The 14,476-nt window shown below is 40.2% G+C and carries 14 protein-coding genes; all 14 read left to right on the top strand.

Annotated elements, in window-relative coordinates:
- Positions 1–93: 93 nt before the first annotated feature.
- The 14 genes from topA to fliJ all read left to right on the top strand — a co-directional run bounded on the left by topA (position 94) and on the right by fliJ (position 14,475).
- Positions 94–2,061 (top strand): type I DNA topoisomerase, encoded by a 1,968-nt coding sequence (topA, locus tag CSV75_RS06430; protein ID WP_233191595.1) that lies wholly within the window; start codon positions 94–96, stop codon positions 2,059–2,061.
- Positions 2,062–2,104: 43 nt separating this feature from the next.
- Positions 2,105–3,415, top strand: a complete 1,311-nt coding sequence (gene trmFO / locus CSV75_RS06425) for an FADH(2)-oxidizing methylenetetrahydrofolate--tRNA-(uracil(54)-C(5))-methyltransferase TrmFO (RefSeq protein WP_099675143.1) — start codon at positions 2,105–2,107, stop codon at positions 3,413–3,415.
- 382 nt (positions 3,416–3,797) lie between these two features.
- Positions 3,798–4,697, top strand: coding sequence for a tyrosine recombinase XerC (gene xerC, locus CSV75_RS06420; RefSeq protein WP_099675142.1), 900 nt, complete (start codon positions 3,798–3,800; stop codon positions 4,695–4,697).
- Between the two features lie 8 nt (positions 4,698–4,705).
- The gene (gene hslV, locus CSV75_RS06415; protein ID WP_099630910.1) at positions 4,706–5,245 is read left to right on the top strand and encodes an ATP-dependent protease subunit HslV; all 540 of its coding nucleotides are present in this window, start codon (positions 4,706–4,708) and stop codon (positions 5,243–5,245) included.
- 3 nt (positions 5,246–5,248) lie between these two features.
- Positions 5,249–6,637 carry an ATP-dependent protease ATPase subunit HslU gene (gene hslU / locus CSV75_RS06410; RefSeq protein ID WP_099675346.1) on the top strand — a complete coding sequence of 463 codons (1,389 nt, stop codon included), beginning with the start codon at positions 5,249–5,251 and terminating at the stop codon, positions 6,635–6,637.
- 86 nt (positions 6,638–6,723) lie between these two features.
- On the top strand, positions 6,724–7,500 hold the full coding sequence (codY, locus tag CSV75_RS06405) for a GTP-sensing pleiotropic transcriptional regulator CodY (protein WP_099675141.1): 777 nt from the start codon (positions 6,724–6,726) through the stop codon (positions 7,498–7,500).
- A gap of 540 nt (positions 7,501–8,040) precedes the next feature.
- Positions 8,041–8,430: a flagellar basal body rod protein FlgB gene (gene flgB / locus CSV75_RS06400; RefSeq protein WP_099675140.1), complete on the top strand. Its 390-nt coding sequence runs from the start codon at positions 8,041–8,043 to the stop codon at positions 8,428–8,430.
- Between the two features lie 2 nt (positions 8,431–8,432).
- Positions 8,433–8,894, top strand: coding sequence for a flagellar basal body rod protein FlgC (gene flgC, locus CSV75_RS06395; protein ID WP_099631030.1), 462 nt, complete (start codon positions 8,433–8,435; stop codon positions 8,892–8,894).
- Between the two features lie 30 nt (positions 8,895–8,924).
- Positions 8,925–9,233, top strand: coding sequence for a flagellar hook-basal body complex protein FliE (gene fliE, locus CSV75_RS06390; RefSeq protein WP_099630913.1), 309 nt, complete (start codon positions 8,925–8,927; stop codon positions 9,231–9,233).
- A 61-nt stretch (positions 9,234–9,294) separates the two neighbouring features.
- Positions 9,295–10,896 (top strand): flagellar basal-body MS-ring/collar protein FliF, encoded by a 1,602-nt coding sequence (fliF, locus tag CSV75_RS06385; RefSeq protein ID WP_099675139.1) that lies wholly within the window; start codon positions 9,295–9,297, stop codon positions 10,894–10,896.
- Between the two features lie 13 nt (positions 10,897–10,909).
- On the top strand, positions 10,910–11,923 hold the full coding sequence (gene fliG, locus CSV75_RS06380; protein ID WP_085133234.1) for a flagellar motor switch protein FliG: 1,014 nt from the start codon (positions 10,910–10,912) through the stop codon (positions 11,921–11,923).
- The gene (fliH, locus tag CSV75_RS06375; RefSeq protein WP_158231612.1) at positions 11,916–12,689 is read left to right on the top strand and encodes a flagellar assembly protein FliH; all 774 of its coding nucleotides are present in this window, start codon (positions 11,916–11,918) and stop codon (positions 12,687–12,689) included. The genes fliG and fliH overlap by 8 nt, the downstream gene beginning before the upstream one ends.
- The gene (gene fliI / locus CSV75_RS06370) at positions 12,686–14,026 is read left to right on the top strand and encodes a flagellar protein export ATPase FliI (protein ID WP_099675137.1); all 1,341 of its coding nucleotides are present in this window, start codon (positions 12,686–12,688) and stop codon (positions 14,024–14,026) included. The genes fliH and fliI overlap by 4 nt, the downstream gene beginning before the upstream one ends.
- Complete coding sequence (gene fliJ, locus CSV75_RS06365; RefSeq protein ID WP_099675136.1) at positions 14,023–14,475, top strand: flagellar export protein FliJ; 453 nt, start codon at positions 14,023–14,025, stop codon at positions 14,473–14,475. Before fliI ends, fliJ begins: the two co-directional genes overlap by 4 nt.
- The last annotated feature ends 1 nt before the right edge of the window (position 14,476 follow it).

The raw sequence follows: 14,476 nt of genomic DNA, 5'->3' as shown, positions 1-14,476 counted from the left end.
AAGGTTGCTTTATTTGAAAAACTGTTATACATTTTGCAACAGATATTCTTTTGCTGAATAAATATAAAGAAATCTCTCTGAGGAGGGAACGATATGGCAGATTACTTAGTAATAGTGGAATCGCCTGCTAAAGCGAAAACGATTGAACGTTACTTAGGAAAGAAGTATAAAGTCAGTGCATCACTCGGTCATTTACGCGATTTACCCCGCAGTCAAATGGGTGTAGATACCGAAAATAATTATGAACCGAAGTATATTACAATCCGAGGTAAAGGACCGATACTTCAAGATTTGAAAAAAGAAGCGAAAAAAGCGAAGAAAGTTTTCCTCGCAGCTGACCCGGATCGCGAAGGAGAAGCGATAGCTTGGCATTTATCACATCAATTAGGTGTAGATATAGAATCAGATTGCCGCGTGGTGTTCAATGAAATTACAAAAGAGGCAATTAAAGAATCATTTAAACACCCCCGTCCAATTGATATGGATTTAGTAGATGCGCAGCAAGCAAGAAGGATTTTGGATAGACTAGTAGGCTATAACATCAGTCCGATTCTTTGGAAGAAAGTTAAGAAAGGATTATCCGCGGGGCGTGTGCAATCAGTTGCTTTGCGTTTGATTATCGATCGGGAAAATGAAATCAATGCATTTGAGCCTGAAGAGTATTGGTCCATCACTTCACAATTCACTAAAGATGATAAAACGTTTGAAGGGCAATTTTACGGTGATGCAGTTGAAAAAGTGAAACTAACGAATCAAGAACAAGTGGAAAAAATAGTCAATTCGATAAAACCGGACGAATTCGAAGTATCCACAGTAGTGAAGAAAGAACGTAAACGTAATCCAGCGTTGCCGTTCACTACATCATCACTTCAGCAGGAGGCAGCACGCAAGCTGAACTTCCGCGCAAGGAAGACGATGATGCTTGCGCAACAATTATATGAAGGAATTGCGATTGGAAAAGAAGGTACAGTTGGTTTAATTACTTATATGCGTACCGACTCGACGAGAATTTCTGATACCGCAAGAGAAGAAGTGAAGTCATTCATCCATACGATGTACGGTGAAGAGTTTATTTCAACTAGTACGAAAAAAACGAAAGTTAAAGCGAAGACGCAGGATGCGCACGAAGCAGTAAGACCTACTTCAGCTATGCGTCCCCCAGATGCTATGAAAGCGTTTTTAACAAGAGACCAACATCGACTTTATAAACTAATTTGGGAACGTCTCATCGCTAGTCAAATGGCACCGGCTGTTTTGGATACAGTGACTGCAGATTTCTTAAATGGGGATATTCGTTTTAGAGCATCGGGATCTCAAGTGAAATTCCCGGGGTTTATGAAAGTATATATTGAAGGCAATGATGACCAACAAGAAGAAAAAGAAAATATATTACCGCCACTTGAAGAAGGTGAGCGTATTAAATATGCAGACGTGGATCCGAAACAGCATTTCACACAGCCACCGCCTAGATATTCGGAGGCGCGTTTAGTGAAGACGCTTGAGGAGTTAGGTATAGGGAGACCTTCTACGTATGCACCTACACTTGACACCATTCAAAAGCGTGGCTATGTCACGCTAGATGCCAAGCGGTTTATTCCGACAGAACTTGGAGTAATCGTCCATCAGGCAGTTAATCAATACTTCCCTGATATCATTGACATCGAATTTACGAGGCAGATGGAACAACGTCTTGACCATGTGGAAGAAGGTACAATCGAATGGCGGACAGTGATCGATGATTTCTATCGTGATTTCGAAAAGCACGTAGAAGTAGCGGATGCCGAAATGGAAAAGATTGAAATCAAGGATGAGCCAGCGGGTGAAGATTGTGAAAAATGTAGTTCTCCAATGGTCTATAAGATGGGCCGCTACGGAAAATTCATGGCATGCTCCAACTTCCCAGATTGTCGTAATACGAAGGCTATCATCAAACCGATCGGTGTAAAATGTCCAAAGTGTAAAGAAGGCGAAGTCGTCGAGCGAAAAAGCAAGACGAAGAGAATTTTCTTTGGTTGTGATCAATATCCTGAATGTGATTATAAGGAAGAACCACAAAACTAGTAAGTTAGAAATAATTCAACATAATGAGAAAGAGGTAGTTGAAATGACGCAAATTGTAAATGTGATCGGTGCAGGGTTAGCTGGAAGTGAGGCAGCTTGGCAATTAGCTAATAGGGGAGTCCAAGTGAAATTATTCGAAATGCGTCCTGTGAAGCAAACCCCTGCCCATCATACAGATAAATTTGCGGAGTTAGTATGCAGTAACTCGTTACGTGCGAATAATCTGACAAACGCAGTGGGTGTCATCAAAGAAGAGATGCGCCAATTAAATTCATTGATTATTCAAGCGGCGGATGATTGCGCGGTACCTGCTGGCGGAGCGCTTGCAGTAGATCGACACGAATTCGCTGGCAACGTCACTGACAAGGTCCGGAATCATCCGAATATAGAAGTGATCAATGAAGAAGTGATAAAAGTACCGGAAGGAATTACGGTAATCGCATCTGGTCCATTAACATCTCCAGCATTAGCTGAAGAAATTAGACAGCTAACTGGTGAGGATTATTTATATTTCTATGATGCTGCGGCTCCCATCGTAGAGGCTGATTCCATTGATATGGATAAAGTTTATTTGAAATCACGCTATGATAAAGGTGAAGCAGCCTATTTAAACTGCCCTATGAACGCAGAGGAATTCGAGCGTTTCTATGAGGCTTTAACATCAGCTGAAGTGGCGCCTTTAAAAGATTTTGAGAAAGAACTTTACTTTGAAGGATGTATGCCAATTGAAGAGATGGCGAAGCGCGGTGTGAAAACGATGTTATTCGGTCCTTTAAAACCGGTTGGACTTGAAGACCCTAAAACAGGAAAAGAACCAATAGCAGTTGTTCAGTTACGCCAGGACAACGCTGCGGGAACATTATATAACCTAGTAGGATTTCAGACGCATCTAAAATGGGGAGCCCAGAAAGAAGTATTGAAACTGATACCTGGATTAGAAAATGTGGATATCGTACGTTACGGCGTAATGCATCGTAATACATTCATCAACTCCCCTAGAGTATTGAACTGCACATATCAGCTGAAATCACAACCAACCATCCTATTTGCCGGTCAAGTAACAGGGGTAGAAGGCTATGTTGAATCAGCAGGATCAGGATTGATTGCAGGTATTAATGCGGCACAATTGGCAAAAGGCAAGAGACCGGTCCGATTTCCAAGAGAAACGGCACTTGGCAGCATGGCGCGTTATATTACGGAAGCTGATCCAAATAACTTCCAGCCGATTAACATCAACTTCGGATTATTCCCTGAGCTGAATAGGCGCTATAGAACAAAAGCCGAACGAGCGGACAAACATGCGACACGCGCATTGGATGCATTACAAGAATTTAAATCTACGACAAAATTATAAAAAACTTTACTTTAACAACTTAAGGACGAACTGAAGATAGGACTCCATCTAATCGGAGTTTTATCTTCAGTTTTTTTGTTGTGGTCGCATTGTGCAACTTTCTAGTTGGTATAACGTCTTACAATTAGGGAAATGATGAACAGTATGATAAATAATTACTTAGCATTAAAGTAATTTGACTGTTATGTGACGGAAATGGTTCTTTAATTTAAAAATGATAAAGAATCAGTTTTTCAAAGTTGCCCAATAATCCTTGCTAATGTATAGTGTTTAATGGACTACATTCGGCTTTGATAGTTTATATCGCACTATATATAATCAACAATCTTTCGTATTTTCAGGTGCACGTTGTACGATGATCAATTCGTATTGAGGTGATAAAATGATTCCTGAAATAAAACAATTGGCAGAAGAATATGTATCCTATATTCGACTAGAGAAAAACTACTCATCCTACACGGTCGCGGAGTATGAAAAAGACCTTCGGGATTTTTTATTGTTTCTGCAAGAAGAGGGAATTGGGAAGTTGGAGGACGTCGACTATCCTGTAGCTAGATTATATGTTACACGTTTATATGATCGTTCGTATGCAAGAACAAGCATTTCCAGGAAAATATCAGCCATTCGGTCATTCTTTACATTCATTAATGCTCGTTACGGGATTGAAGATCAAGCATTTCGATTATTGTATCATCCGAAGCAAGAAGAACGCCTTCCTGCTTTTTTCTATCAGCAAGAGTTGGAAAAGCTTTTTGCAGTTACGACGGGTGAGGATTTTCGCTCTTTGCGTGATCGTGCTTTACTCGAGTTGCTTTATGCGACGGGAATCCGTGTTGGGGAACTAGTAGAAATCGAAGTGCAAGATGTGGATCATTATTTAGGAATTGTAAAAGTAATGGGTAAAGGACGGAAAGAACGTTTTGTGCCATTTGGAAGTTTTGCAGGGGAAGCATTGCAGAACTATATAGACAGTAGTCGACCACAATTGATAAAGCAAAAGAAGCATACAAAACTGTTTGTCAATTTACGTGGAGATCCTTTGACGGATCGTGGCGTGCGCTATATATTAGATGACTTAATGAAGAGAGCGTCCTTGCATACTAATATTACGCCACATATGATTCGCCATACGTTTGCGACACATTTGCTTGGCGCAGGTGCGGATCTTCGGTCAGTACAAGAGCTACTGGGACATAGCCATTTATCTTCAACTCAAGTCTATACCCATGTCACAAATGAACACTTACGCCAAACTTATTTACAAACGCACCCTCGTGCTTAGGAGGAACTATAATGAAATTTCATGCAACAACGATATTTGCTATTCATCATGATGGGCAATGTGCAATGTCAGGTGATGGGCAAGTGACGATGGGCGAGTCGGTCGTCATGAAACACACAGCGAAGAAAGTTCGTAGATTATTCAACGGCAAAGTCTTAGCTGGTTTTGCTGGTTCCGTAGCGGATGCATTTACGCTATTTGACTTATTTGAGGCTAAACTCAATGAATACGATGGGAATCTTCAACGCGCGTCAGTTGAACTTGCTAAAGAATGGCGTGGAGATCGGATCTTACGTAAGTTAGAAGCACTGTTACTCGTTATGGATGAAAATACACTATTACTTGTTTCAGGTACTGGTGAAGTAATAGAGCCGGATGATGGAGTATTGGCAATCGGTTCCGGAGGCAATTATGCACTAGCGGCTGGACGTGCACTGAAGAAGCACAGCCATGAATTAACGGCGGAAGAAATAGCTAAAATTTCACTTGAGACAGCTGCCGATATTTGTGTGTTTACTAATCATAATATTATCGTGGAGGTGCTTTAAGTGATGAAGCTAGAAATGACTCCTAAAGCGCTAACAGCGTATTTAAATCGTTATATTATTGGGCAGGAAAAAGCTAAAAAGGCAGTTGCGGTTGCTATGCGTAATCGTTATCGTCGTATGCAATTGTCTGCTGAGGAACAAGAAGAGATCATTCCGAAAAACATTTTGATGATTGGACCTACTGGTGTCGGGAAGACAGAAATTGCTCGAAGAATTGCCAAGTTAATTCATGCACCTTTCGTAAAGGTCGAAGCAACAAAATTTACGGAAGTCGGATATGTAGGACGAGATGTAGAGTCAATGATTCGCGATTTAACCGAAGTCGGAGTACGAATGGTAAAAGAAGATATGCGTGAAGCCGTAAAAGAGCAGTCCCAAAAGTTAGCGGAAGAACGTTTAGTAAAGCTATTGGTCCCTGAAGCGAAAAAGAATACCGAAGGACAAAACCCTTTCGAAATGTTTTTCGGTCAAAAAACACAGCCTGAACCCGAACAAAAAGAAGATCAATCCGAAATTAGACGAAAGCGTTCAGACATCGCTGAACAACTTGCGAATGGTAGCATCGAAGAAAAAATGGTGACGGTAGAAGTACAAGCGCAACAACCCTCTTTATTTGATGCGTTGCAAGGGTCTGGTATGGATCAAATGTCGGGTATGCAAGACGCTTTATCTTCGCTTATGCCGAAGAAAAAAATTCAGCGTCGCATGAAAGTAAAAGATGCAAGAATTGTACTGGAAGCGGAAGAAGCGGATAAGTTAATTGATCAAGATGAAGTGGCACGTAAGGGAATCGAATTAACTGAACAGGCGGGAATTATTTTCCTAGACGAGATGGATAAAATAGCAAGTAGCAATCAAAAGTCTTCTGGGGAAGTCTCCCGTGAAGGTGTACAACGTGATATTTTACCGATTGTTGAAGGTTCTACAGTCACAACAAAGTATGGCGCTGTTAAGACAGATTATATATTGTTCATTGCTGCTGGAGCATTCCATATGTCGAAGCCGTCCGATATTATTCCTGAGTTACAAGGTAGATTCCCAATTCGTGTAGAATTGGACAAATTGAAAAAAGATGATTTTGAGCGCATACTACGTGAACCGGATTTTTCTTTATTAAAACAATATGAACGCCTTCTTGCAACAGAAGAGGTTGAAATTGAATTTACGGATGAAGCGATCAGTAAACTGGCTGAAATCGCATTTGAAGTAAATAATGAAACAGAAAATATTGGCGCAAGAAGATTGCATACGATTTTGGAGAAGTTGCTAGAAGATTTATCATTCGAAGCGGCAGAAATCGGACCTGCTTCCATCAAGATCACGCCAGCATATGTAGATGAAAAGCTTGATGGCATTGTAAAGAACAAAGATTTGTCACATTTTATTTTATAATGAAGACGTAATAGTTTATTTAATGATTGAAAAGCTTTAGAATATTCATTAAAGTCAGAATAAAACCTTGAGGAGGAACAATAGAAATGAGTTTATTAGTCAAAACAAGAAAAATCAATGCAATGTTACAACAAGGTGCAGGTGGTCCTGTTAACTTTAAAGAGATGGCAGAAGAGCTGAGCGACGTAATTGATTGTAATGCGTTTATCGTGAGCAGAAGAGGTAAATTACTTGGTTTAGAAATCCATCACCAAATTGATAATGATCGCATGAAAAAAATGTTTGAAGAACGTAAATTTCCTGAAGAGTATACAACTCGTTTGTTCCAGATTAATGAAACGTCTCCAAATATTGACATTGAGAGCGAACATACAGTATTCCCTATCGAAAACAAAGAACTATTCCAAGAAGGTTTAACTACGATCGTACCTATCATTGGTGGTGGCGAACGCTTGGGTACTTTGATTCTTGCGCGATTAAAAGATGGTTTTACAGAAGATGATCTAATCCTTGCTGAATATGGTGCAACAGTAGTAGGTATGGAAATCTTACGTGAAAAGTCCGAGGAAATTGAACATGAAGCGCGTAGCAAAGCGGTTGTACAAATGGCTATTAACTCATTGTCTTACAGCGAGCATGAAGCGATTGAACATATCTTCAAAGAGTTAGACGGAAACGAAGGATTACTTGTAGCGTCTAAAATTGCTGATCGTGTAGGAATTACACGTTCAGTAATCGTCAATGCCCTTCGTAAACTTGAAAGTGCTGGCGTTATTGAATCGCGTTCTTTAGGAATGAAAGGTACGTATATTAAAGTATTGAACGATAAATTCCTAGAAGAGCTTGAAAAACACAATTCATAATACGACTACCACTTGAAAGATAAGTGTTTAGAAACTGAAGGAACTTCCGTCATTACGGATTTTCTTCAGTTTTTTATTTTTCTCAATAAACTACCTCCTTTATAGGTCGGAATTCATGTTGCTTTTTATGCTACGTGAGAAATGTTAATTAAGATCTTAATATTGAGTAGAAGGATAGGGAAGTAGGAAAAATTATATCAGCTGATATAGCATTTCTGTTTACATAATGCGGCAAATTGTGCCAAAGAAACTCAAATTAGAATGGAAAACCACTTACCACAAATTTTGTAGAAAAATTTATATGATACTTAGTAATTAGTTATAATGTATGGATTACTCTGAACTCTTCAGGGTGGTTACTTTGTACTATAAAAAGATTTATAAAACATTGGACAAAAATCATTAGTCTCCGCTACAATAGAGTAGTAGAAAAATAAGGAATAATTTTATCGAAAATAGTATTAAAGAATAGTATGGTATAAGTAGAATTCTGAAAAAAACCGCGAAAAATGGACTAAATAAGGGAAGGGTGGGGAAACGATGGAGATTTATGGTGGTACCATCAACCTGCTTGAAAAAGGATTGAATTACTCGTCTGCAAAAGGGAAAGCAATCTCGCAAAATATAGCGAATGTAGACACACCCAACTATAAAACTAAAAATGTTAACTTTAAAGAAGTGTTTTCTAATGAGAATAGTAAAGTTCTAGAAGCATATAAGACCGACTCCAAGCATTTAGACTTTACACATTCCACGCCAAGTAAAACATTCGACATATCAAACTTCCGTTACCGACAAGATCGCAATGGCGTGGATATGGACAAACAACAGGCAGACTTAGCGGCAAATCAAATTTATAATTCCGCGCTAATAGAGCGATTAAATGGGAAATTCAATTCATTACAAAGTGTTATTAAAGGGGGACGTTGATGATGAGTATATTTCATAGTCTGAATTCATCGGCTTCTGCATTGACTGCTCAACGCTTACGTATGGATGTCATTTCTTCAAATATGGCGAATGTTGATTCAACTCGGGCCAAGCAAGTAGATGGCGAGTGGCAGCCGTATAGAAGAAAAACCGTCACGTTACAACCGAAGGAAGGACAGTTTTCTTCATTTTTGCAAGCGGCAAAGGGAGTTCACTCACATGGGAATGCAGGAAATGGAGTGGCCGTAACACGTGTGAAAGAAGATCGGGAGACTCCATTCAAATTGGTATTTGATCCCTCTCATCCAGATGCGAATGAAGAAGGGTATGTGGAAATGCCAAATATCGACCCTTTACGCGAAATGATTGATTTAATGTCTGCAACTAGATCGTATGAAGCGAATGTAACAGCGTTGAATGCAAATAAATCTATGTTAATGAAAGCATTGGAGATCGGAAAATAATATACTAGTATTCTATTAGGGGTGAACTAGATGGCGATACAATCAATTACAGGTGCTATGCCTGCTATGTCAATCCAGCAACCTGAAGTTAAAGCACAAAAAACACCTTTCGAAGCTCAACAGAATTTCTCGGCAATGTTAAACGACGCGATTCATCAAGTAAATGAAACGCAAAAGGTCTCGGATACTATGACAGCAAAACTTGTAAAAGGTGAAGATGTCGATTTACATAATGTGATGATCTCGGCACAAAAGGCGAGTATCGCATTCAATGCAACAATGGAAGTGCGTAATAAAGTGGTAGAAGCATACCAAGAAATCATTAGAATGCCTGTCTAATTGATAGAAAGCACTAGGCGTAAATGGAATTGCGCCTAGTGAGGCTGACCGGGGGATTAGAATGAAAGAAAGATTGACAAAGCTCAGGGCGGATCTCAAAGCTTTCTGGGGAAGTCGAACAAAGAATCAAAAAATTATATATATAACGATAGCGGCTGGCATTATTGCGCTGGCGGTTTTTTTAACAATGACTATGTCCCGTACTACATATGTAACGCTTTATTCAGAAGTGTCGCCATCTGAGATTGGACGTATAAAAGAAGTCCTAGATGGACAAGGAGTACCTTACCTGGTGGAACCGGGCGGTACTGCAATTTCGGTACCTGAAAAACAACTGGATAATCTACGTGTATCACTAGCGGCAGAAGGATTTCCAGATTCCGGTCTAATCGATTATTCATTCTTCTCGGATAATGCGGGGTTTGGTACTACCGATAATGAATTTAATATGATTAAGCTTGCTGCGATGCAAACAGAATTAGCTAATCTAATAAAGGGTATAGAAGGTATTAAGGACGCAAAAGTCATGCTTACCTTACCAACAGAGGGAATTTTCGTAAATGACACAACATCAGAAGCTAGTGCAGCGATCATGTTAAAGACGAATCCCGGACAAAACTTTTCAGAGCAACAAATTACAGCACTTTATAATTTAGTATCAAAGAGCTTGCCTAATCTATCTAATGAGAATATCGTCATCCAGAACCAATATTTTGAGTACTTTGATCTAAAAGATTCAGGAAATTCTTACGGGGCTAATGTGACGGATCAAATGGGCGTGAAAAAGACGATCGAGCGTGACTTACAACGACAGGTTCAAATGATGCTCGGTACGTTGATGGGACAAGATAAAGTAGTTGTGTCTGTTACGACAGATATCGACTTTAAGAAAGAACAACGTGAAGAGAACCTTGTGACGCCTGTCGATCCAGAAAACATGGAAGGTATTGCATTAAGTGTACAACGGATAACTGAATCATTCTCGGGTACGAATCCTGCAGTAGGCGGTACACCTGAAGCGGAAGATCCGACTGATAGTCGTACTACGTATGTTGAAGGTGAAGGCGGAAACGGTGATTACGAACGTCTAGAAGAAACAATTAATAATGAAGTAAATAGAATTAGAAAAGATATAGTAGAGAGCCCATACAAGATAAGTAATATCGGTATACAAGTTATGATTGAACCGCCTACTGCTGATGATCCAACTTCATTGGCTCCAGAAGTGCGACAAGATGTTGAACGAATTTTAGAGACCATAGTACGTACTTCATTGGACAAAGAAGTAGCTGGAGAATTAACCGATGAAATACTAGCTGAGAAAATAGCCGTTTCGGTTCAACCATTAAAAGGGAAAAACGTTGCGTTTGAAGATACTAAGACTGTCATCCCTTGGTGGGTATATTTGATTGGCGGTGTCTTGCTACTTGCAGTCATTGTTCTTGTTGTACTGTTCGTACGCAAGAGACGCAACGAAGCAGAAATGGAAGAAGAGTTGGCAATGGAACAAGCTCAGACTCAATTTGATTCAGTACAAGTCGATGACATCAATATGGAACAAGAGACAGAAGCGACAACTCGTAGAAAACAACTAGAAAAAATAGCTAAAGATAAACCAGAAGAGTTTGCGAAATTATTGCGAACATGGATCACCAAGGAGTAACGGAGGGGTTTAGTTGGTTAAGAAAGATAAAGACATGTCAGGAAAACAAAAAGCTGCTCTTTTGCTTATCTCATTGGGGCCAGAGGTGTCGGCTTCAGTCTATAAGCATTTGAATGAAGAAGAGATTGAGCAACTGACGTTGGAGATTTCCGGTGTGAAAAAAGTGGAATCCTCTGTAAAAGAAGAAATTATTGAAGAATTTCATAATATCGCTCTTGCGCAGGATTATATTTCTCAGGGTGGGATTGGCTATGCCAAGACTGTACTTGAAAAAGCACTCGGAAAAGAACATGCCCAAGCAATCATTAACCGTCTGACATCTTCACTCCAAGTGCGACCGTTTGATTTTGCAAGACGCGCGGAACCATCGCAAATACTAAACTTTATCCAAAATGAACATCCGCAGACAATTGCATTAATTTTGTCTTATTTGGAAGCGGAGCAAGCGGGATTAATCTTGTCGCAGCTTCCGCAAGAAATGCAAGCGGATATTGCCAAACGAATAGCTACTATGGAATCAACCTCACCGGAAGTAATCAGTGAGATAGAAGCAGTACTTGAACGAAAATTATCATCTACTGTAACTCAAGACTTTACCGAAACAGGTGGCGTAGATGCAGTCGTTGAAGTGTTAAATGGCGTAGATCGTTCGACAGAGAAAACGATTCTGGATGCTCTTGAAATTCAAGATCCAGAGCTAGCCGAAGAAATTCGCAAAAGAATGTTTGTTTTCGAAGATATTATCACGTTGGATAACCGCTCAATTCAACGTGTCATCCGTGACTGTGAAAATGAAGACTTGATTTTAGCGATGAAAGTATCCAGTGAAGAAGTGAAAGATATATTATTCAAGAACATGTCACAACGTATGGCAGAATCTTTCAAGGAAGAAATGGATGTAATGGGTCCTGTTCGACTTCGTGACGTGGAGGAAGCGCAGTCTCGAATTGTAGGGATCATTCGCAGACTTGAAGATGCCGGAGAAATCATCATAGCGCGTGGTGGAGGAGATGACATCATTGTCTAATCTGTTTCGTTCCGAGCGAACTGTAATGAATCAACGTCCCACAAAAGCAATATCCATACGCAATTTGCAATCGATGGAACCCGCTGAGGCAGTGGAGGAGCCAGTTAGCACAGGCGAGATGTTCATGGAACGCAATCGCTTGTTGCAAGAGATGGAGCAACGAAAGAATATTGTAGATACCGAAATTAAACAGCGATTGGATCAAGCAGCAGCGGATATCGAATCGATGCATGCAGCTTGGGAGAGTGAAAAAGAAGAACTGCAACAACGGGCATATGACGAAGGCTTTCAAGTCGGATTCGATGATGGGCGCAATAAAGCAATAGCGGAAATGCGTGAAATGGTAGAGGCTGCGAACGAAACTACTACATTATCTTACGAGAACGCAACGCAATATTTAATCAATCAAGAACGAGTAATTTTGAATATCGGAATGCACTCGGCGGAACGAATAATTAATAAAGCGTTAGAGGAAGACGACGAGACGTATTTATCCATCGTGCGTAAAGGGATTAAGGAAGCGCAAGAGAGCAAAGAGGTAAAATTATTCGTACCGACTGAACAGTTTAAAATGGTAACGACACATCGCTCTGAACTTGCTTCAATCTTTCCGCCCGAAACTCCATTCCTCATTTTCGTCAATGAAGATTTCAATGCAACAGATTGTTTTATCGAAACGAACCATGGTCGAATTGTAGTGAGTGTAGATGAGCAACTGAATGAACTGAAAGAGCAATTGGTGAAAATCATGGAAGATGGTGTGTGAATTTGAAGAAAGCCGAAGATTTAATTCCAATCATTCCAAACATCAACACATTGAAAAAATATGGTCGGGTAATACGGGTTGTAGGATTATTAATAGAATCTGAAGGTCCTGAATCGTCGATCGGGGATGTATGTTTCATCCATTTGAACGTTCCTGAAGGGGGACGTTCTCTAATTCAAGCAGAAGTTGTGGGATTTAGGGAAGAAATTGTCATGCTGATGCCTTACACCGATATACGCAATATTTCAAGTGGCTGCTTAGTCGAAACATTAGGTAAGCCTCTTGAAGTGAAAGTAGGTATGAATCTATTAGGAAAAGTCCTCGACTCTTTAGGGAAACCTATTGATTCAAGCGCGTTACCTAAAGGTTTGGCAACTGTTCGTACAGAAAACAGTCCACCAAACGTTTTGACACGCCCTACTATTAACGACAAGTTAGCAGTAGGGGTGAAAGCAATCGATGGTATGTTAACGGTGGGTAGCGGTCAGCGTGTAGGGATTTTCGCAGGTTCGGGTGTCGGTAAAAGTACATTGTTAGGGATGATTGCACGCAATACAGAAGCGGATATTAACGTCATCGCCCTCATAGGAGAACGTGGCCGTGAAGTCCGTGAGTTTATCGATAGAGACCTAGGGCCAGAAGGATTAAAAAGAACAATTGTAGTTGCAGCGACTTCTGATCAGCCCGCACTTATGCGAATTAAAGGCGCCATGACAGCAACAGCCATCGCAGAGTACTTCCGGGATAAAGGTCTGAACGTTATGTTGATGATGGACTCAGTCACACGCGTAGCCATGGCGCAGCGTGAGATTGGGCTAGCGGTAGGTGAACCGCCTGCAACGCGAGGCTATACGCCCTCTGTTTTCGCTATTCTACCTAAATTATTAGAACGTAGTGGAACTAATGAAAAAGGAGCGATCACTGCATTCTACACAGTGCTAGTTGATGGTGACGATATGAATGAGCCGATAGCGGATGCTGTGCGAGGCATTCTTGACGGTCATATAGTCTTAGATCGTACGCTTGCCAATAAAGGTCAGTACCCCGCGATCAATATTTTGAAAAGTGTCAGTCGTCTGATGAATCACATTGCAGATCCTGATCATTTGAAAGCGGCCGCAAAATTACGCGAACTGTATTATGCCTATGATAAATCTGAGGACTTAATTAATATTGGTGCATATAAAAAAGGGACGTCACGCGAAATCGATGAAGCGATTGAATATGAACCAATCATTACCGACTTTCTAAAACAGAAATTTAATGAGAATATTCAATTAGAGGATACGGTATATGAAATGATTGCGTTAGCTTCTGGAGGAGGAGAACGTAGATGACTTCTTTCCGTTATCGTTTTGATAAAGTGCTGAATTTACGGGAACAAGAACGTGATGAAACAGAAATGGCTTATAAAGAGGCGATTGAAGAATTTGAAAAAATCGCAACACAACTGTATGACCAGATGAAAAAGAAAGAAACTGTCCTAGAAGAACAGCAACAACGAATGACTACAGGTTTTTCCATCGATGATTTGCACAGTTACTCCCGATTCATTAATACACTTGACCTAACGATTGATCATATTCAGCAAGAAGTGATGAAGTCCCGTTCGAAAATGAATTGGTATGAATCACAGTTGCTGGAGAAAAATATCGAAGTGAAGAAGTTTGAAAAAATGAAGGAAATAGGGAAAGAACAATATGATGCCGAAATGGAACACGTAGAGATAAATCGAATTGACGAACTATCAACGATGAAGTTTCGTTCAAGAGAAGACGGGTGGTAAA

Origin of the sequence: Sporosarcina sp. P18a, assembly GCF_002743135.1 — a bacterium.
Taxonomy (GTDB): Bacteria; Bacillota; Bacilli; order Bacillales_A; family Planococcaceae; genus Sporosarcina.
This window is presented reverse-complemented; position numbering and strand designations above follow the sequence as displayed.